Source organism: Exiguobacterium sp. s6 (assembly GCF_018618155.1).
GTDB classification, from domain to species: Bacteria; Bacillota; Bacilli; order Exiguobacteriales; family Exiguobacteriaceae; genus Exiguobacterium; species Exiguobacterium mexicanum_A.
In genome coordinates this window covers 1-18,700 of sequence record NZ_JACSLN010000001.1, presented here as the reverse complement: position 1 = coordinate 18,700, position 18,700 = coordinate 1, and the positions used below count along the sequence as shown (strand labels likewise).

The following is an 18,700-nucleotide window of genomic DNA, read 5'->3' as shown; positions in this document are numbered from 1 at the left end:
TCTCATGAGGAGACACCCGCTTGTGCTTACTTCTTCTGTTTCGGTTTGAACGGCCACCATACTCCGTCCCCGAACGATACCGTGATCGCAGGGATGAGCAGCGGCAACACAATCAATCCGTATAACAACAGTCCGGTGATAACGATCGTCGCAATCTGGACGAGACTGAGCACGCCAGACGGGATCATCGCCCCGAACGTTCCGGCGAGGATGACGGCCGCGGTCATGATGACCGTCCCCATCTTCGTCATCGAATGGACGAGCGCATCGCGAACCGTCATCCCGTTGATCGACTCTTCGCGGAACCGATCGAGCAGGAAAATCGAATAGTCGATGCCGAGGGCGATCAACATGACGAACCCGAAGAACGGAACGGCCCAACTGATGCCGTCATAACCGAGTCCTTCGACGAAGATGAGCTCCGTGATGGCCGCCGACGTGTAATACGTCAGTAAGAGCGAGCCGATCATATAGAGCGGCATGACCATCGAACGGAACAACATCGTCAAGACGATGAACAGCGTCACGAGCATGATGGCGACCGTCCGATTGAAGTCGTTCGTCGACGTCTCATTCAAGTCGCTGTTAATACTCGAGATACCGGCATATCCGATTGTCGCATCCGCGAACGGCGTATCGGTGACGATCCGGTCCATCGTCGCTTTCACGGTCTCGACCGTGTCAATCGCTTCCGGCGAATATGGGTCCATCTCGAGGATGACCTCGAGCTGTGTCGCCGTCCCGTCGTCAAATACGTAGCGTTCGACAGCTGGAGCGAACTCCTCTGACGTGAGCGTCCCTTCCGGTAGATAGACGCCCGTATCGCGCAGGCTGTCCGAGCTACTCAGGTCTGATAGGAATGCCGCCGCTTCATTGATACCGGTCTCGATTTGAGCGAGCCCTGCGTTCGCTTCACCGACACCCGCGGCGAGTTGTCCGAGACCCGTTCCGAGTTCTCCGGCTTGGGCGCCTTGTGCCGTCAACGTAGACGCTGCTTCCGTAATGCCTGCTTCAATCTGACTGAGACCACCAGACACCTGTTGCAGTTGTGCCACCGTCGCCGGAATATTTTGCGTCGCCGTGAGTCCTTGGCCAATCAGACCGAGCTGAGCGTTCAATTGACCAAGTCCCGCTGCCGCTTCCGCGAGCGGGGCGCCGGCATTCGTTGAACCGGCCGGTAATTGGCCAACGACGGCGTTAAGCCCAGATTCGACTTGCGCGAGTCCGGCCTGAACGTCACCGAGACCAGTCTCGGCTTCCGTCAGTCCTGCGCTCACTTGTTCGAGCTGGGTGTCGACGTAAAAGTCATCGATGACGTCACCGGTCGGACGCGTCACGGAACGGACGCCGCTCACCCCGTCGACGTTTTCAAGTTCACTCGAGAACTTCTCGATGTACGGAATGTCCGTTTCGGACAGCGTGCCATCTTGTTTCAAAATGACTTGGACCGGCAGCGACTCCCCTTGTCCGAATCCTTCTGAAATCAAGTTGAGGCCGCGCACGGAATCATAATCGTCACCAATCTCATCGACCGTATTGAACGATCGAGCATCGTCGTACGTGAACAACACCGGTACGGTGATTAACGCGACGACGAGAATCGAAACGAACGGTCGATTGACCGACAGACGGCTGAATCCGGCCCAGAGACGGCTGTCGTGATGTTCGCCCGCCTTCTTCGATGGCCAGAACAAACGATGCTTGAGCGTCGCCATAAAGAACGGCACGACCGTGAAGAGAATGAGCAAGAGCACGGCAATCCCGACCGCGACAGCGACGGCTGATTTGAAGATTGGGAAATCGGCGAAACCGATGGCCGCAAAGCCGACGAACACGGCAAGACCGCTGATGAGGACTGTCCGCCCTGCTGTCTTGTACGTGTTGACGATGGCATCTTCAATCGCGTGGCCCGCACCGAGCTCTTCTTTATACCGGCTGAGCAGCAAAATACAATAGTCAGTTCCAATCCCGAACAAGATGGCCACGAGGAAAATCTGCGTGTAGTTCGAGACCGGGAAGCCAAACCAATCGACGAAAAATGCGACGAACGATTGGCTCAATAAATACGTGAATCCGACCGCGATGAGCGGGATGAATGGCGTCACGATTGAGCGGAACACGAGCAGGAGCAGTCCAAAAATGAGCACGACCGTGATGATTTCCGTCTTCTTCAAGCCTTCCTGCGCACTCAAGTTCACATCGTTGTTGATGATTTCTTCACCTGTGATGTAGACGGTCTCGTCTTCCGGGAGGATGTTCGCCCGCACGTCGTCCGCAAAGGCGTTGATGTCTTCCATCGACCCTTCGACCGTGATTGGGACGAGCACGATGCGGCCGTCCTCCGAGACGAGCTGTGCTTCCGTCTCTTCACTTTCAAACGGGTCGAGTACGTCTTTGACGACCGTGTCGTTTTGTTTCATCTCGTCGATGACCCGGGAAATATCGGCCCGTTCGGCGTCACCGAGCGTTTCGAACTCATAGACGAGCGAGATCGTCTTATCGCTCTTCCCGGCGGCGTTCAAGATGTCCTGCGCCCGCTGCGAATCCATGTCCTCGGATAATTGGAAGCTGCCGGCTTGTTCGGCCTGCTTCGTCAAGTTCGGCGCCATCACAAACAAGGCAACCGTCAAGACGATGAGACCGATTAAGATGCCCCAGCGCCATTGGATGATTTTATGCACGTGTTATTCCTCCCCAATTCGAAGCAGCTGTTTAATTTTCCGGAACGTCCGGACGAACTGTTCGATTTCTGTCTCTTCGATGTTTCCGTCGAGCAACGATTCGACGTAACGGTAGACGGCCGCATCCGCTTCTTCGACGATGCGATGTCCGGCTTCCGTCAACTCGATCAACCGCTCGCGCTGGTCATGCCCGCGTCGACTGACGACGAGCTCTTTGTCGACGAGCTTTTTTAACCGGTTGGAGACGGCGCTCTTATGAACTCCTTGTTTTTGGGCCAACTGGCCGGCTTGAATCGGACCGAACTGTTCGAGCAGCTTGAGCAGCTGCAGTTGTTCCCGCGAATAGTCATGCCAGACGTCACCGTCCATCGCCTCGATGACATGCTCCGCACCTTGGAACATGACCTCTTCGAACAACTGGACGGCCTCCCGCATCAATTCTTTCATTTTGGTTTACCCCCTAAACTAGATAAAGATAGTTTATGCCCTAAACTAAGAGCGGTCAACTAAAATGACCGATGAAGCCGCTCCTTCATCGGTCGAGTGGATATACATACGTATAAAACGTCAGCGTTTGTCCTCCCCATTCCATCTGTCGTACCTCGCCGTCACGGATAAAACCGGCACCCCTTAATACGTGCTGGGACGCCACATTGTCGCTTGTCGTCTCAGCTCTCAATCGATTGAATCCAGGCAACTCGAACGTCAACAATTGTCGCAGGGCCGTCGTGGCATATCCGCGTCCCCCATGCTCCGCTCCGACCCGGTAACCGACCTCGCCAGTGTCGGCATCGGTATGATGAACGTTCAGACGCCCGACGATTGTGTCGTCGCGCCAAATCAAGTAATAGTACCCGTCCCCGTTCGTCTGCTCGCTCAATAGTTGCTGCAACGCCTGATGGAATGATTCCGGCTCATAGTAGGTATCGCCTCGGCTCGGAATGGAACGCTCGAAATACGTGCGATTCTCGCACTCGAACACATACAGCAACGCCTCATCTTGAAGACGTAACGCCTTTACGCTTACCCGATCCATGTGACGAGCGCCTCCCGCTGTCTCGACGCCTGGGCGAAGACACGTTTCAACTCATCGAACTGGTCCAATAAGTACTGTTTTTCCTCGAGTCCCCACTCCCGTTCAAATGGGTACAGTTCCTGCTCGTTCATCGTCGCGACGTCGTAGCGCGCTTCTAGCGCCTCCAGCTCGATGTATTGAAGTCGGGTCGACAAGTCCTCGACTTCTCCCGGCATCAAATAGGCGATGCCCGTCTCGTCGTCGATCACATCGCCACCAAATACTGCCTTCCCGAGTGAATGGCGATCAATCTCGTCCAAATCGGTCGCCCCGGTCAATAAAAAGTACAGGCCGTGCCACGCCTTATCGATATCGGTCTGCCGCTCCTCATCTTCCAACAATTCTTCAAAACGGTCCGGTTCTTGAAGCAGTTCGGTCAACTCTTCGCTCGATACCCGCATGTATGCGCCAACCATCCCCATGTCTGATTCCCCTCTCCAACTCGTATGTCTGACTATTCGGCACGGCCATGAAAAAAACCTTCCGAAGAAGGTTTAGCGCATCGCTTCCGCAACACGGAGCCCTGAGACGTACGCGCTCTCGAAGCGCGTCCGTCCCGAGGCGTCATCCGGCTCGAGGAAGACGTCACCGGCCAAGAAAATCGGCTCGTCCCGCAATCGATGGTAAGGCTCGTTCCAGACGTCGGTCGCCTGCGCATAGCGCCACCGTTTCAACTGCCTCGATTGAATCACCGCCGACCCTGTCACCGTTTGCAACAGGCGCTCAACCTCACGAAGCGTGTCTTCGTCCGCTCGTTCATACCACTCCTCGCTCCACGACTCGTCCATATAGACGCTGACGAGTTCGGTCGCCGAGATGCCTTTTTGGCGGTTGTTGATGACTTTCAAGATACCCGGCGCCAAGTCTGTATCGAGAATCCCGTCCGGACCGATGGGAGTATCGCTTGCCAATTCGAACAAACCGACAAACGTCGGGGCGTACGTCAATTCACGTAACGCCGCATCGACCGGAAAATCTGCGAGCAAGTCGAGCGTCTGCGGGAGCGGCGACGTGATGAGGAGACGGTCATACTGTCGCGTCGTCACATCCGTCTTGACACTGACCTGACCATCTCGGGTCGTGACCGTCTCGACCCGCTCGTTCAAATGGACGGTCAACCCGTCGGCCAACCGTTTGGCCAAGGCGTTCATCCCATCGACGGCGACGTAGCGCGGATACGGGTCAGCGTACCAGACGTTCACCCACCCTCTCGTCTGCCAGTCGGCGACATCTTGTTTGAGTTCTTCCCCTCGTACGGTGAAATAGACAGCTCCGTGATCGGCTTTGCCGTCTCCGATCCGCCTCGTCGCCAAGCGTCCCCCGACGCTCCGACTCTTCTCAATCAATTCAACTGTATGGCCGTGACGGGCGAGGTCGCGTGCTGCGACAATCCCGCTCAGTCCGGCACCAATAATACCGATGTTCATGTCCATTCCCCCTTCTGTCAGGAAGATTGTATCATGGCCGAGGACTCATACGCCGGAACCGATGCGCTTCACGCCGAGCGATTCCACTGCTCGTCATACTCGATACGCGCGTCTTCATACATGACGGCGAAACGGCTGACGATGAACGGGCGGATGAGTGCTAGTGCGACAAGGAAAATCCATGACCCGAGGATGACTAAATCAAGTTGCATATAAAAAATCAAACCGATAAGATACATCGGAACGAATGGCAAAATGAGTTTGAACGCATCCCACTTTCGTCCGCGCATCATCGTTCTCGATTTTGTGATTGCCTCTGTAGCAGACAGTTCTGGTTCGTCGCGTAAGATGAAGTATGTGAACGCATACGAGAAATACTTTATGATTCCTGGTACGACTAGCAACAATGTCCATAGTACTTGGAACAATATGACGAGAATTGTTGCGAGCAAATGTTTTCCATAGCGGTGACGAAACGGGTCGAACACATCACTCCAGCGAATCGGCTGATCTCGTACCGTCTTTAAGATGAGCCAGTTGTATCCGACGTTAACCGGATAAAGGGCGATATAAACTAAGATGCCACCTAAACTGAGCACGGTCAGCGGCAGTGACTCCACCGTCAAACCGTAATAAGTCGGGTCTGCCATCAACCCCAATTCTAACATCACAGAGCAGGCGAACGACCAGATGAGTAATAGCCCTGCCTTTCCTTTTAACGCTTTGTGCGCCCGTTCATTCCATGTCTGAATCATCTTGTTTCCCCTTTTCGTTCGTCTTTCCTGTCTTATACGCAACGTGATGGAAAATGTTTCAAACTCCACAAAAAAACAGGGCGCTCGCCCTGTCCATCACTCTTCCCGATATTCTAAAATGTCGCCCGGCTGACAGTCGAGCGCCTGACAGATTGCTTCGAGCGTCGAGAAACGAATCGCTTTCGCTTTGCCGGTCTTTAAAATCGACAAGTTTGCCATCGTGATGCCCACTTTTTCAGACAACTCGGTCACACTCATCTTTCGTTTCGCCAACATTACGTCAAGATTTACGATAATCGCCATCTATCTCACCTCAGACCGTCAAATCATTTTCTTGCTTCATGTCGATGGCACGCTTCAATAGTTTCTGTAACAGTTCCGCGAATACGGCGACGACGAACGCGGCAAACACAAAGACAAGCCCGATGAGAAGGAACCCAGGCGCATCATCTCGTTCGGCGAACCAGTAGAAGAACGGGAGCGTCCCGACATAAACGGCCGTGATCGTCAACGCACAATACTTGATCATGCGGAGTGATTGGACAGCCCGATACGAGAACCCTTCGTCGCGGTCAATCAACCGTAGCAACATGAACGCTTGGAACAGCGCAAGGAAGAACGGGATGGCCGATACGTACATGCCAATCACAATCGGGCGAATCGAGTCCTCAATCCAACTCCCGCTCTCGACCGCCTCGCGCCAAATGTACGGAAGCAAAAACAAGCAGGCCGCCACAATCGGGACAGCCAGAACGAATACGGCCAGCCGTAAAAAAACCGTCTCTCGTTTCATGATGAAGCCACCTCACCTCGTTTGATAGCTTCATCATAACCTCACTTTTATCGTTTATCAATAAATAATCATCGTAAATAAATAAAAACCTCAGATTACTCTGAGGTTCGTCCTTAGTTCATGGCTTCGAGTTCATCTTCTGTGACCCATTTATGGTTCGTGACGTCTTCCCCGTCGTTTGTGGTGAAGTCGACCATATACACCGTCGTCTGTTCGGCCGAATCAATCGTCGCCTCGGCGCCGTCCATCCCGTCCATGTGGTCCGTGGCCAGAGTGGCTTCGGTCCCTTCTTCTAACGGTGCCTCACCTGGATTGTCGAGTTCTTCATGGATGACCCACTTGTGATCTTCGACCGGGTCACCTCCATCCGTCGGGATATAAGAAACCGAATAGACGGTCGTGTCATAAGCACCGACGATTGTCGCCTCGGTGCCATCCATGCCCGGCATGTGGTCGGCCGTCATCATCGCGGTCGACCCGACCGGGAACGTCGGATCTGTCGCTTCACTTAACCCGCTCGGCACCTCCCCTGATCCCGAATGGTCCATCATCGAATGGTCCGAATGTTCTTCTGTCGAATCGCTCGTCTGTTCTTCCTCGGCATCCCCACAAGCTGCCAAAGTCGTCGCCAGCAACATCGCGCTCAAACCCGTCATCCATTTTTTCTGTCTCATCGAATCTCTCCCTTACGTCTTTATGTGTATACGTTACCCTGCTATCGAGGTGATGAGACGTTTTTGAGACCGATGCGATGATTTGTTATCGCTTTGACACATTAAAAGACCGCCTCGCGGCGATCTTCTAATTAATGCGCATGCTTCACATCCTCGAATAGTCCGAGCGCGAAACCGGCCACCGCTCCGATTGTCGTCACGATGAGCACGTAATTCAAATCGACCCCTTGCCAAAATTGGCCTTGCATCACGTTCGTGACTTCAATCAAAACGGTCAACACGAGTGCCGTGACGAAGCTGGCCAATAGGAAGAAGCTAAGTGCTTTCTTCCCGTACACGATGACACCGAGCATCGTACCGAAGGCCGTCGTCACCATAATCAGGAATGCCGTGTTTCCGTACGTGTCACCGAGTGATGGGAAGATGGCCGTGAACGTTTCGCCGACCGCAAACCCGAGCAAGATGGCGGCGACCATGCCAATCGTGCTCAATCCGACATTTCGAATCAAGTGTTCACGGTGACCGAGCAATAAGAACAACAGGACGCTGCCGACGACACCGGTGAGGAACGTGACGAGCACACCGGTTTCAATAAAGAGACTGAAGAGGAAACTGCTGAGCAGGAACGACCCTAAACCGATCAACAACCCGATTGCCCAATGCGTCCGGTGACCTCCATGAACAATATTCATGATGTTCATCCCCTTTATATGCTCTACTATCCTATTGACCACTTTTCTAATAATCAAACGAGTTCTATCATTTAATATGGCGCTTGACTGTAGAATTCATCACATCGTCACACAAAGACCGCCCCCGAACGAATCACGGGACGGTCTTTGCCTCAATGGTGCTTGATTTTTCTCAAGAAAACCAACATCGGGAGGAGCAAGAGCGCCGCTGCCCCGAGCCCTCCTTGAATCGACGTGTACAGGGCGAGCAGTCCAATCAACGGTCCCCCGGCGACTTGACCGAACGCGTCGACCTGACCGAACATCGACAAAATCGTCGCCCGGCCTTTCGACGGGAGCCGCTCGTTCGTCATGACGCTCATAAGCGGGTAGTGCACGTTGCGCAGTGCCGCAATCGTCCAATACAGCAACACGGCCACCCAAAACTGTCCGACCCAAGCGAAAGCAAGCATCGCAACGATGAGCAACACGTTGAACCAAAACAAGGTCGTCGCATAGCGTCCTTTGACGTATAGCTCGACACCTTTCAACACCAGCATGTTGAATAGAAACGCGACGGCATAGAACAAGCCGAACCAATACACGGCCGCCTGTTCCGACAACTGGAACGTCTCAATCAAATGCGCGCCCCATAACCGGTCGAATCCTTCACTAGCGAGACCCCAGACGAACGTGATGGCAGCCAAGCCGACGAGAATCGAATTGCCACGGATATGGGTGTATCCGTCCCGAACCGTCCGTTTTGCTTGCACGAGGTTCGAGGTATCGGCCCGCGTGATCGGTTCGAACCGCGTCTCTGGCAAGACGCGCCATGCGATGATCGCGAGCATGACCAACATCCCACCGGCGAGCACGATTGTCGTTTGGACGGACGTGACTTCGGCGAGGAGCACGGCAAGCCCAATTCCGACGAAGCGGCCGAGCGAACTATATTGAGCGCCTCGCAAAAACACTTGTTCTAACCCGTCATTCCCCATCTCATCGGCAATCCATGCCTGTTCGGCCCCGCTGATGAACGTCCAGCCGATACCCCATAGCGCTGACGCGACCGCGATGGCCCAAAATTCAGGGATGCCCCCTTCTAGCAAATGGGCCAGTCCAATCAAACCGATGCCGATGACCATCGACCGCTTCCGTCCATATAAATCGGCGACGAGACCGGTGGGCAGCTCGAATAGTAAAATTGATACTTCTAAAATCGTTCCAATCAAGACGAGTTGTAACGCATTCAACTCGGCGGTCGTCACATAATAGATGGCGTTCAACGTGAACACCATCTGTATGATGAGCGAGCGCGAACTCGTGACCGCATAGTAAAGCTGTTGAATCTTCAATTGTATGGTTCCTCCGATAGTTTGTTCCAATACAGTGAATCATCGGAGGAGGTGGCCAACTTATGAACGCACGTCCTCCGGCAGGATGAATGTGTTAACTAGTTGGATTCGCATGGCGTTCTCTCCTTAGTCGTTATACCTTCAGTATACAAGCCGGTTCGCATGACGTAAATCACAACAAAAAAAGCCAAGATCCCGAAAGATCTTGGCCTACCGTTTATTCGACTGTGACTGATTTCGCCAAGTTACGTGGCTTGTCGACATCGCAATCACGCGCAAGAGCCGCGTAATACGAGATGAGTTGAAGCGGTAATACCGTCACGAGCGGCGTGAGCAGTGGCTCGACACGCGGCAAGACGAATGAATCACTCTCGTGTTCCATGCCTTCCATCGAGATCGTGCAAGCAACGGCGCCACGGGCGACAACTTCCTTGATGTTTCCACGGATGTTGAGGTGCGTGTTCGGTTGCGAGACGAGCGTGATGACCGGTGTGCCGTCTTCGATCAAGGCGATCGGTCCGTGCTTGAGCTCACCACCTGGGTAGCCTTCTGCTTGGATATACGAGATCTCTTTGAGCTTGAGGGCACCTTCGAGACCGACGTATGAGTCCATGCCGCGACCGAGGAAGAACGCGTTGCGTGACTCTTTCAAGAAATTGTCTGCCAATTGCTCAAAGATTTCTTTTTGAGCCATGACCGAGTCCATGATCGTCGCGACACGCGCGAGCTCTGTCATGAGGTCAAACGGAAGCTTCTTGCCGTTCGCACGAGCGATGTCGTAGGCGAGGATGGCGAGCACGGCGATTTGGGCCGTGTATGCTTTCGTCGATGCGACCGCGATCTCCGGGCCGGCGTGGAGGAGCATCGTCTCGTTCGCTTCACGTGAGAGCGTCGAACCGGCAACGTTCGTGAGTGTGAGCGCCTTGTAGCCGCGCTTCTTCACTTCGACGAGGACGGCCCGGCTGTCCGCTGTCTCACCTGATTGTGAGATGAAGAGGAACAACGGCTTCTCCGTGAGGAGCGGCATGTTGTAACCGAATTCTGAAGCGACGTGCACTTCTGTCGGCACACCTGCGACGCGCTCGATCAATTGCTTGCCGACGAGACCAGCGTGGTAGCTCGTACCGCAAGCGACGATATAGATGCGGTCCGCTTCTGAGACGAGCGAGCGCACGCCTTCCGTGAGCTCGATGTCACCGGCGTCGTTCTGGTAGTGCTGGATGATGTTGCGGATGACGGCCGGCTGCTCGTCCATCTCCTTCAACATGTAGTGCGCGTACGTGCCTTTCTCGATGTCTGACGCATCGATCTCGGCCGTGTACGGGGCACGTTCGAGGACGTCGCCGTCGAGTGTCTTGATCGTCGCCGATTCGCGCGTCAAGATGACGATCTCGCCGTCGTGGAGCTCGAGGTACTGGTCCGTCACTTGGAGCATCGCCATCGCATCAGACGCCACGACGTTGAACGTGCCGTCGCCGAGTCCGACGAGGAGTGGTGACTTGTTCTTGCCGATATAGAGGCGTTCTTTGTCCTCTGAGTCGATCATCGCGATCGCGTACGAGCCGTGGAGCTCAGCCAACGTCTTGCGGAACGCTGCCTCGACGTCGCCGAGTTCGACGAAGTTCTTCTCCATCAACTGGACGATGACTTCCGTGTCCGTCTCCGAGAGGAACGGCACGTCGAGTGTCGCCTTGATCTGTTCGTCGTTCTCGATGACACCGTTGTGGACGAGCGTGAAGCGGCCCGTCGTGCTCTGGTGCGGGTGGGCGTTCGGCACGCTCGGCACCCCGTGTGTTGCCCATCGTGTGTGGCCGATTCCAATCGTGCCATCTACTTCTGCTGGGACGACTTCGCGTAGCGCAGCAATCCGGCCGACTTCTTTATGCACGTTCACGTTATCATGCATCAAAGCAAGACCTGCCGAGTCGTAACCGCGGTACTCGAGTTTTTCAAGACCTTTGAGAAGGATCTCCTTCGCTCCGGTATTCCCAATCATTCCTACAATTCCACACATACAAAAATCTCCTCTATATTCGATTTCTCGAAAAAGGAAACGGGCTTTTTCTAAGAGCTGTCAACGCGCTCCCCTTTGGCCGTCCGGTCGCCCGGGCGTTTTGAGGGTTTGCTTGTAGTCGTGACAGGCGACTAGGAGGCATCCGCCGAAAACTCGATAACCTCCAACCTCGTCAACTCCGAAGAGTTCTGGCGCTTGTTTCGTACTGGGTGTCCTTCCGTTTCTAAGGTCACGCTCTTAATAGTACAAATCACACCTCCATTCGTCAAGAAAATCACATAATTTCACAGTGACAAAACGGAAACAAAAAGGGAACCCGAGGACGGATTCCCTTGTTTTATTCCCTATTTCGACAGAATTATCCTTCTAAGCCGTAATCTTCGCGGACAACTTGTGCGATTCGTTCGACATAACGGTCACATTCTTCCGAAGTTGGTGCTTCCGCCATGACGCGTACGAGCGGCTCCGTACCAGAGGCGCGGACGAGGATACGGCCGTTGCCGTTCATTTCTGCTTCCGCTTCTTGAATCGTCGCGAGCACACGGTCGCCGTTCATCGCTTCATTCTTATCCGTGACACGGATGTTGACGAGTTTTTGTGGATAGACCGGCATCTCAGCCGCGAGTTCTGACAGCTTGCGGCCTGTCGTCTTCACGATTTGGGCGAGTTGAACGCCAGAGAGCATACCGTCTCCTGTCGTCGAGTGGTCGAGGAAGATGAGGTGACCCGACTGCTCGCCACCGAGTGTGTAGTTGTGTTTTTTCATCTCTTCGACGACGTAACGGTCACCGACTGCCGTCTGAAGCGCCGTCATACCAGCATCTTCAACAGCTTTATGGAATCCGAGGTTACTCATGACCGTCGCAACGATCGTGTTGTCTTTGAGACGACCTTTCTCGCTCAAGTACTTCCCGCAAATGTACATGATTTTATCGCCGTCGACGATATCGCCGTTCTCATCAATCGCAATCAAGCGGTCACCATCGCCATCAAAAGCGAGACCCATGTCCGCTCCTTTATCACGAACGAATTGCGCCAAGTGCTCTGGGTGAGTCGAACCCACACCTTCGTTGATGTTCAAGCCGTTCGGCGAGTTCCCGATCGTCGAGACGTTCGCTTCGAGGTCAGCAAATAACCGAGCTGCCAATCCGCTCGTTGCACCATGGGCGCAGTCGAGGGCGATATGGAGACCGTCGAAATCTTCGTCGACCGTCTGTTTCAACATTTGAAGGTACTTCTGTGCACCTTCATAGTAATCCGAGACAAAGCCGAGGTCTTTCCCGACCGGGCGTGGCAACGTGTCTTCCGCCGCATCTAAAATCGCTTCGATTTCCGCTTCTGTCGCGTCATCGAGCTTAAAGCCGTCGCTACCAAAGAACTTGATGCCGTTATCCGCGACCGGGTTGTGCGACGCCGAGATCATGACACCGGCTGTTGCATCAAGCGACTTCGTCAAATAAGCGACACCTGGCGTCGAGATGACGCCGAGACGCATCACTTCGGCTCCGATTGATAGGAGACCCGCGATGAGTGCACCTTCAAGCATGTGGCCTGAAATGCGTGTGTCACGGCCAATCAAAACTTTTGGCTGTTCGCCGGCTGGCAAGTGTTTCGATAACACGTAGCCGCCCGCACGCCCTAAACGATATGCTAATTCTGCTGTCAATTCTGAGTTCGCGACACCGCGGACTCCATCAGTTCCAAAATATTTACCCATGAATTCAATTCCTCACTTTTGTATGATTGAACGCCTCATTGAATCGAGGACGTTTCGGTTTGTTCATCGACACTCGTCAACTCAATGTCGATCGTTTTCGGTGAGACGACGGTCACACCTTTTGGTACTTCATAATCGACGTCGACCCCATGCAGTCCGCTCGGGAGACCTGTCAAATCCAAGGTCACACTCACACTGTTCGACGTGATGTTTTCCAACAGGGATCGCTTCCCGGACAACGTTACTCCAATCACTTCAGGAGCTTGGAGCGTAAAGTTGGTCCGGTCATACCCCCGCACGGTCACAGGGACCGTCAAGCGAACCCGTTCCGTCAATTCGCCTGTGTCGTCTCGCGTCTCATCTGCAGCCCGGACGAGCAATTGGACTTCCACTTGCTTTGTCGCAAGCGATGAAGCGCCTTCTGGCAAAGCGAGATTGGCGGTCACTTTCCCGGTCTTGTCGATGCCGTCTAAATCAATGGGCTCCGTCTCCACGGTGTCGATTGCATCGAGCACGTCTTGTGGCGCAAAGACACGGACTTCCGTCTCTTCAAGCAACGTATCGACAAGACTGTAATCGTCGGCCACTTCACCAGTCGTGACTGCTTCGATCGGGAAGACGGCACTTTGTTCGTAGACCGGGACCGACACACTGATGATGTTCGGTTCAACAGTCACGTTGAGCGGATTGCCGTTCGCATCTAAAATCGTCGGCGTCAATTCTCGCGTGAACGTTTGACTTTGGTTGGCGACATCGACGTTCAACGTGATCTCTTTGACGTTTTGAATCCGACTGGCACCGCCCGAGACTTTCACCGTTGCCGGTTCAATATCGGCGTCACCGACCACTTTCCCTTCTGGCAACTGCTCTTTGTTCAAAAGGTTGACCGATACGGGAACTTCAATTGTCTGTTTACGGTCGATGTAAATTTCTACTGTATCCCGTTCGAGCTTGACGTTGACGTCTCCGCCAAAGCCGCGTGCCTCAACCGGAACACGGTGGAAGCCGGTCCCGAGATTCGTTAAATCGACGAAGACTTGATAATCTTTCACCAATTTCGTCATCGTTAAACTGCTGGACGGACCTTGCAATTCGACGCTCATTTCTTCTGGGACGTTATATGCCACGTACTGCACCTCATCGAAGAACACTTCGACGGGAACGTCGAGTGTCATCGAACTTTGTCCGACGATCGGGAGGGCATTCGTGGAGTTGGTCGACGAACTCGTTTCGGCGACCATGAAATAAAGCAGGATGGCTAAAGCAAGTGCGATGATGCGGAGAAACCATTTATGTTGTAACCACTGATCAATCACTTACTTGTCCCCCCCTTTTTTATTAAAGAACGAGAGCGTCGTCTCTTTTTCTTCAATAACGAGTTCTTGGATCAACTTACTGCGAAGTGCCTCCTCATCCAACTCTCGATACAGACGACCGGCAATCGCGAGTGACACGGCGCCTGTTTCTTCAGAGACGGTGAGGGTCACGCTATCAGTCACTTCACTGACCCCGATGGCGGCCCGGTGTCGTGTCCCTAACGCTTTATCGATGTGCGGGCTCTCGGACAACGGCAAATAACAAGCCGCGGCCGCAATTTTCCCGTCCTGGATAATCATCGCCCCGTCATGCAGCGGGGTGTTCGGAATGAACAGGTTGATAATCAGTTGTGATGTGATGTGCGAATCCATGCGAATCCCGGTCTCGACGTACTCATTCAAGCCCGTATCGCGTTCAATCGCAATCAATGCGCCGATGCGACGTTTTGACATGTATTGCGCCGAACTGACGATCGCTTCGATCATTTGACGTTGCTTATCCTCATCGCTCGTGCTCGTTCGGCCGAACAAATTACTTGTTCGTCCTAAATGCTCGAGTCCTCTTCGGAGTTCTGGTTGGAAGATGATAATGATCCCAAGTAGTCCATATGTGATGATTTGATTCAATAAGAACTGTAACGTCTTCAACCCAAAGAACCCACTGAGGAACCAGCCGACAAGGATGATGGAAATCCCTTTAATCAATTGGACCGCTTTTGTCCCACGTACAATCATCATCAATTTATAGATGACATACGTGACGACGACAATATCTAAAACGTCATTCAAATAATCGTACCAATGTACGTTCTCTGAAAGACTAAAAAATGATAAGAATGATACCTGTTCAAGTAGCGGCAAATGCTCCCCTCCTCAACTACCTAGCCAATTCGTGCAAATTACATTATATCACATTTCCGAAACCGCGCATCGCTAGACAATAAAACGAAACCAGATTGAAACGAACACAAAAAGACGCCGTCTCCGGCGTCTCCGTTAGAAGATTTGTTTGAACGAATACCACATCCACTCAAACATCCGATCGATCTGCTCAAGTTCTCCCGTGACTTCTCCAGCGCTAGCCAGATAAGCCCGACCATTTACAGCCGTCGCGTTCCCATTGACGGTCCCTTCAATTCGAAGGTCCCCGCCTTGGACCGTGATATCCCGCTCGACGGTAACGCCTTCCGGGATAACGACCTCGTTTGACGTGACAACGATGCCCGGCACTTTCGTGTACGTCATCGTCTCTGTCGATTCGTTCCATAGGCCGAGTGTCGCGCTCGACATCAAACTGAAGAATAAGGCGGCTGCCATCAGTCCTGGATGCTTACGGAACCACGTCATCCATTTGGATGGTGGTTTGCGTTTCGTCTGGACTTTTTCTTCAAATCGAGTCACCGGTGTGACCTCGACCCGTGCTTTCGCGTCCGGTAGAGATGCCATCACACGGGCTGTAAAATCATCGGATAGTTTCGGCCGTGGTAAGGCCTTCAGTTCGGCATCTATTCGTTCGTATTGAAGGTACGCTTCATATAAGTCGTCGTCCTCCAACAAGTGACGTAGTTCGTCAGATTCTTCGGGCAGGATGCCATCTTCCAAATATTGTTGTACTTTTTCTTCAGGAGTCAATTGAACCCCTCCCTGTTTTGAAAGATTGTCTTTAACATTTCTCTTCCCCGGAAGATCCTTGTTTTAACCGTAGCGACCGGCATATCGATCATGACGCTGATTTCTTTGAGCGATAAATCATCCACGTACTTCAGCAGGAGCGGGATCCGATACTTATCGGGCAACTGCTTGATCGCTTCATGCATCTCGCCTCGAATTTCGCGATGAACGACTTGGGCATCGGGTTGGGGTGCTTCATCAGCCAAATGGTCCTGATAGGTCAAGCCGTCGGTGCCAGCAATCTCGGCATCCATCGAATACTCCGGCTTTCGTTTTCTGAGACGATCGATTGCGACATTCGTCGCAATGCGATAGAGCCACGTCTTGAACTTGTACTGAGGATCGTACGTATCAATCCGGGTATATGCCCGAATGAACGTCTCCTGGGCTGCGTCTTCCGCTTCGCCACGATCATATAATATCTTATAAGCGACAGCAAAGACACCATCCTTGTACAGTTCTACCAGCTCAGCAAACGAATCATGATTCCCCGACCTCAATTCGTCTACTAAACGGGTGGTCAGCCGTTCCATCAATCCACTTCCCCTCTCCGCAACCTATGCGGTCATCTTTCTATACGAATCGTTTTCTATGTAGGTTTCAAAAAAATCGTAACAACAAAAAAAGTTTCCAAGTCCATTGTAGCAAAGAGACTTGGAAACTGTAAGGTCATCAGACAGTTTCACCTTCCAATAACAGGTTTTCTTTGGATTTCAAAATCGTCTCGCACAACTCAAACGCCAACTGGGCCGTCGTATCCTCATGGTCAAGCGCCGGATTCAATTCAACCAACTCAATCGCAATCAGATCGTCTGCCTTCATCGCTTCGGCCAAGATCGCTTTTCCTTCCGCGGCCGTCAGACCTTGATCGACCGGCGTCCCGGTACCTGGCACAAGTTTCGCGTCCAAGCTGTCCATGTCGAAACTGAGATAGAAGCGATCGACACGTGCGCGCAAATAAGCGAGTGCTTCTTCCATCATGACGTCGACGCCCCGCGTCCGAATTTCTTCGACCGTGATGACTTTAATGCCAAGACGATTGATTTCTCGAATCTCACCTTCATCGATGTCTCGAAGCGCCATATAGACCAAGTGCTCAGGCGCGAGTTTGGGTTCACGTCCGCCGACTTCAGTCAAGCGAATATCTCCCATTCCCATCGCCGCAGCAAGCGGCATGCCATGAATATTGCCCGATGGAGACGTTTCTCCCGTATTTAAATCAGCATGTGCGTCGACCCAGATGACGCCGTACGGTCCTGTTTTGGCAAGACCTGCCAGCGTCCCGATTGCCATGCTGTGATCGCCCCCAACGATCAATGGGAATCGTTTCGCCTGTATCTCGATATCGACGACTTCTGCCAGTTCTTGGACCGTGTATAACACCCCGTCTATGCGTTTCAAATGCTCTTCACTGTTGATCATTTCAGATTCAGGTAACACTCGAATCGTCTGTTGCTTCGTTGAGGCCGGTAATAATGTCTCCAATCCAAGTGTGCGTAACTTTGATGGACCTTGCTCTACGCCATGTTTCCCCTGTCCATAGCGAAGCGGTACTTCAATATATGACCAATTCATCCCCATTTCCCCCTTGAACGTTTAATACCTTCATTGTAAACGCTACCAAAGTCGTGGTTCAACTTCACACCATGATGAATAAACATACAAAAAGGCAGCCTGAATGGTGGCAGGCTGCCTTTCTCTGTACTCTCAAGTGAATGGTTCATGGATTTAGGCAAAAAAAAACTTAAGTCATAAGTAACTTAAGAAAAAAACAAATGGTGGAGCCTAGCGGGATCGAACCGCTGACCTCCTGCGTGCAAGGCAGGCGCTCTCCCAGCTGAGCTAAGGCCCCTTAAAGGGAATAATATGGAGCGGAAGACGGGATTCGAACCCGCGACCCCGACCTTGGCAAGGTCGTATTCTACCACTGAACTACTTCCGCATAAAAAATGAGCCATGCAGGGCTCGAACCTGCGACCCTCTGATTAAAAGTCAGATGCTCTACCAACTGAGCTAATGGCTCAAACCTGGTGGGGGGGGGCGGATTCGAACCGCCGAACCCGAGGGAGCGGATTTACAGTCCGCCGCGTTTAGCCACTTCGCTACCCCCCCAAGGAGTGCCGGCGAAAGGATTCGAACCCTCGACCCTCTGATTACAAGTCAGATGCTCTACCAACTGAGCTACACCGGCATATATGGTTTGATTGGTTAAAATTAAATGGTGGAGGATGACGGGATCGAACCGCCGACCCCCTGCTTGTAAGGCAGGTGCTCTCCCAGCTGAGCTAATCCTCCAAATGGTGACCCGTACGGGATTCGAACCCGTGTTACCGCCGTGAAAGGGCGGTGTCTTAACCGCTTGACCAACGGGCCTTAATATGGCTCCGCAAGTAGGATTTGAACCTACGACCTACCGGTTAACAGCCGGTTGCTCTACCACTGAGCTATTGCGGAACGATTTTGCCTGGCAGCGTCCTATCCTCACAGGGGGAGACCCCCAACTACTTTCGGCGCTGAAGCGCTTAACTTCCGTGTTCGGCATGGGAACGGG

18 protein-coding genes, 8 tRNA genes and 1 rRNA gene are annotated in these 18,700 nt (G+C 52.9%); all 27 read right to left on the bottom strand.

What is annotated here, in order from left to right; translation table 11 throughout:
• Nucleotides 1-26: 26 nt before the first annotated feature.
• Nucleotides 27-2,681, bottom strand: coding sequence for an MMPL family transporter (locus KNP75_RS00135; protein WP_215189209.1), 2,655 nt, complete (start codon nt 2,679-2,681; stop codon nt 27-29).
• A 3-nt stretch (nt 2,682-2,684) separates the two neighbouring features.
• Nucleotides 2,685-3,128: a MarR family winged helix-turn-helix transcriptional regulator gene (locus KNP75_RS00130; RefSeq protein WP_021065862.1), complete on the bottom strand. Its 444-nt coding sequence runs from the start codon at nt 3,126-3,128 to the stop codon at nt 2,685-2,687.
• Between the two features lie 85 nt (nt 3,129-3,213).
• Nucleotides 3,214-3,717: a GNAT family N-acetyltransferase gene (locus KNP75_RS00125; RefSeq protein WP_214709100.1), complete on the bottom strand. Its 504-nt coding sequence runs from the start codon at nt 3,715-3,717 to the stop codon at nt 3,214-3,216.
• Nucleotides 3,705-4,178 carry a YfbM family protein gene (locus KNP75_RS00120; RefSeq protein WP_215189206.1) on the bottom strand — a complete coding sequence of 158 codons (474 nt, stop codon included), beginning with the start codon at nt 4,176-4,178 and terminating at the stop codon, nt 3,705-3,707. Before KNP75_RS00120 ends, KNP75_RS00125 begins: the two co-directional genes overlap by 13 nt.
• A gap of 72 nt (nt 4,179-4,250) precedes the next feature.
• On the bottom strand, nt 4,251-5,183 hold the full coding sequence (locus KNP75_RS00115; RefSeq protein ID WP_251128163.1) for an NAD(P)/FAD-dependent oxidoreductase: 933 nt from the start codon (nt 5,181-5,183) through the stop codon (nt 4,251-4,253).
• 68 nt (nt 5,184-5,251) lie between these two features.
• On the bottom strand, nt 5,252-5,938 hold the full coding sequence (locus tag KNP75_RS00110; protein ID WP_215189203.1) for a DUF975 family protein: 687 nt from the start codon (nt 5,936-5,938) through the stop codon (nt 5,252-5,254).
• Nucleotides 5,939-6,034: 96 nt separating this feature from the next.
• Nucleotides 6,035-6,241, bottom strand: a complete 207-nt coding sequence (locus KNP75_RS00105; RefSeq protein ID WP_021065857.1) for a helix-turn-helix domain-containing protein — start codon at nt 6,239-6,241, stop codon at nt 6,035-6,037.
• A 10-nt stretch (nt 6,242-6,251) separates the two neighbouring features.
• Nucleotides 6,252-6,731 (bottom strand): DUF2975 domain-containing protein, encoded by a 480-nt coding sequence (locus KNP75_RS00100; protein ID WP_215189202.1) that lies wholly within the window; start codon nt 6,729-6,731, stop codon nt 6,252-6,254.
• Between the two features lie 113 nt (nt 6,732-6,844).
• Entirely contained in the window at nt 6,845-7,405 is a 561-nt protein-coding gene (locus KNP75_RS00095; RefSeq protein ID WP_215189201.1) for a YdhK family protein, read from the bottom strand.
• 131 nt (nt 7,406-7,536) lie between these two features.
• Entirely contained in the window at nt 7,537-8,097 is a 561-nt protein-coding gene (locus KNP75_RS00090) for a hypothetical protein (RefSeq protein WP_215189200.1), read from the bottom strand.
• Nucleotides 8,098-8,249: 152 nt separating this feature from the next.
• A complete protein-coding gene (locus KNP75_RS00085; protein WP_215189199.1) occupies nt 8,250-9,431 on the bottom strand; it encodes an MFS transporter in 1,182 nt (393 codons plus the stop codon).
• 217 nt (nt 9,432-9,648) lie between these two features.
• The gene (glmS, locus tag KNP75_RS00080; RefSeq protein WP_215189197.1) at nt 9,649-11,445 is read right to left on the bottom strand and encodes a glutamine--fructose-6-phosphate transaminase (isomerizing); all 1,797 of its coding nucleotides are present in this window, start codon (nt 11,443-11,445) and stop codon (nt 9,649-9,651) included.
• Between the two features lie 358 nt (nt 11,446-11,803).
• A complete protein-coding gene (gene glmM, locus KNP75_RS00075; RefSeq protein ID WP_034779759.1) occupies nt 11,804-13,162 on the bottom strand; it encodes a phosphoglucosamine mutase in 1,359 nt (452 codons plus the stop codon).
• 35 nt (nt 13,163-13,197) lie between these two features.
• Nucleotides 13,198-14,478, bottom strand: coding sequence for a CdaR family protein (locus KNP75_RS00070; RefSeq protein ID WP_215189195.1), 1,281 nt, complete (start codon nt 14,476-14,478; stop codon nt 13,198-13,200).
• The gene (gene cdaA / locus KNP75_RS00065; protein WP_215189194.1) at nt 14,479-15,339 is read right to left on the bottom strand and encodes a diadenylate cyclase CdaA; all 861 of its coding nucleotides are present in this window, start codon (nt 15,337-15,339) and stop codon (nt 14,479-14,481) included. It lies immediately after the preceding gene.
• A 135-nt stretch (nt 15,340-15,474) separates the two neighbouring features.
• Nucleotides 15,475-16,110 (bottom strand): bactofilin family protein, encoded by a 636-nt coding sequence (locus tag KNP75_RS00060; RefSeq protein WP_034779766.1) that lies wholly within the window; start codon nt 16,108-16,110, stop codon nt 15,475-15,477.
• Complete coding sequence (gene sigW, locus KNP75_RS00055) at nt 16,107-16,682, bottom strand: RNA polymerase sigma factor SigW (protein ID WP_034779769.1); 576 nt, start codon at nt 16,680-16,682, stop codon at nt 16,107-16,109. The genes KNP75_RS00060 and sigW overlap by 4 nt, the downstream gene beginning before the upstream one ends.
• Before the next feature lie 139 nt (nt 16,683-16,821).
• Nucleotides 16,822-17,724 (bottom strand): arginase, encoded by a 903-nt coding sequence (gene rocF / locus KNP75_RS00050; protein ID WP_215189192.1) that lies wholly within the window; start codon nt 17,722-17,724, stop codon nt 16,822-16,824.
• Between the two features lie 201 nt (nt 17,725-17,925).
• Nucleotides 17,926-18,001, bottom strand: a tRNA-Ala gene (locus KNP75_RS00045).
• A 15-nt stretch (nt 18,002-18,016) separates the two neighbouring features.
• Nucleotides 18,017-18,091, bottom strand: a tRNA-Gly gene (locus KNP75_RS00040).
• A gap of 8 nt (nt 18,092-18,099) precedes the next feature.
• A tRNA-Lys gene (locus tag KNP75_RS00035) sits at nt 18,100-18,172 on the bottom strand.
• A 5-nt stretch (nt 18,173-18,177) separates the two neighbouring features.
• Nucleotides 18,178-18,261, bottom strand: a tRNA-Tyr gene (locus tag KNP75_RS00030).
• Between the two features lie 6 nt (nt 18,262-18,267).
• A tRNA-Thr gene (locus tag KNP75_RS00025) sits at nt 18,268-18,340 on the bottom strand.
• A 28-nt stretch (nt 18,341-18,368) separates the two neighbouring features.
• A tRNA-Val gene (locus tag KNP75_RS00020) sits at nt 18,369-18,444 on the bottom strand.
• 3 nt (nt 18,445-18,447) lie between these two features.
• Nucleotides 18,448-18,522: transfer RNA gene (locus KNP75_RS00015), tRNA-Glu, on the bottom strand.
• A 6-nt stretch (nt 18,523-18,528) separates the two neighbouring features.
• Nucleotides 18,529-18,603 (bottom strand) — tRNA-Asn (locus KNP75_RS00010).
• A gap of 8 nt (nt 18,604-18,611) precedes the next feature.
• Nucleotides 18,612-18,700: ribosomal RNA gene (gene rrf, locus KNP75_RS00005) — 5S ribosomal RNA — on the bottom strand; the annotation flags it as partial.

What these genes read in the sequence shown, in the direction of transcription:
- KNP75_RS00130 (WP_021065862.1), bottom strand. Translation starts at nt 3,128, where the DNA reads ATGAAAGAATTGATGCGGGAGGCCGTCCAGTTGTTCGAAGAGGTCATG.
- KNP75_RS00125 (WP_214709100.1), bottom strand. Translation starts at nt 3,717, where the DNA reads ATGGATCGGGTAAGCGTAAAGGCGTTACGTCTTCAAGATGAGGCGTTG.
- KNP75_RS00120 (WP_215189206.1), bottom strand. Translation starts at nt 4,178, where the DNA reads ATGGGGATGGTTGGCGCATACATGCGGGTATCGAGCGAAGAGTTGACC.
- KNP75_RS00115 (WP_251128163.1), bottom strand. Translation starts at nt 5,183, where the DNA reads ATGAACATCGGTATTATTGGTGCCGGACTGAGCGGGATTGTCGCAGCA.
- KNP75_RS00110 (WP_215189203.1), bottom strand. Translation starts at nt 5,938, where the DNA reads ATGATTCAGACATGGAATGAACGGGCGCACAAAGCGTTAAAAGGAAAG.
- KNP75_RS00105 (WP_021065857.1), bottom strand. Translation starts at nt 6,241, where the DNA reads ATGGCGATTATCGTAAATCTTGACGTAATGTTGGCGAAACGAAAGATG.
- KNP75_RS00100 (WP_215189202.1), bottom strand. Translation starts at nt 6,731, where the DNA reads ATGAAACGAGAGACGGTTTTTTTACGGCTGGCCGTATTCGTTCTGGCT.
- KNP75_RS00095 (WP_215189201.1), bottom strand. Translation starts at nt 7,405, where the DNA reads ATGAGACAGAAAAAATGGATGACGGGTTTGAGCGCGATGTTGCTGGCG.
- KNP75_RS00090 (WP_215189200.1), bottom strand. Translation starts at nt 8,097, where the DNA reads ATGAATATTGTTCATGGAGGTCACCGGACGCATTGGGCAATCGGGTTG.
- glmS (WP_215189197.1), bottom strand. Translation starts at nt 11,445, where the DNA reads ATGTGTGGAATTGTAGGAATGATTGGGAATACCGGAGCGAAGGAGATC.
- glmM (WP_034779759.1), bottom strand. Translation starts at nt 13,162, where the DNA reads ATGGGTAAATATTTTGGAACTGATGGAGTCCGCGGTGTCGCGAACTCA.
- sigW (WP_034779769.1), bottom strand. Translation starts at nt 16,682, where the DNA reads ATGGAACGGCTGACCACCCGTTTAGTAGACGAATTGAGGTCGGGGAAT.
- rocF (WP_215189192.1), bottom strand. Translation starts at nt 17,724, where the DNA reads ATGAATTGGTCATATATTGAAGTACCGCTTCGCTATGGACAGGGGAAA.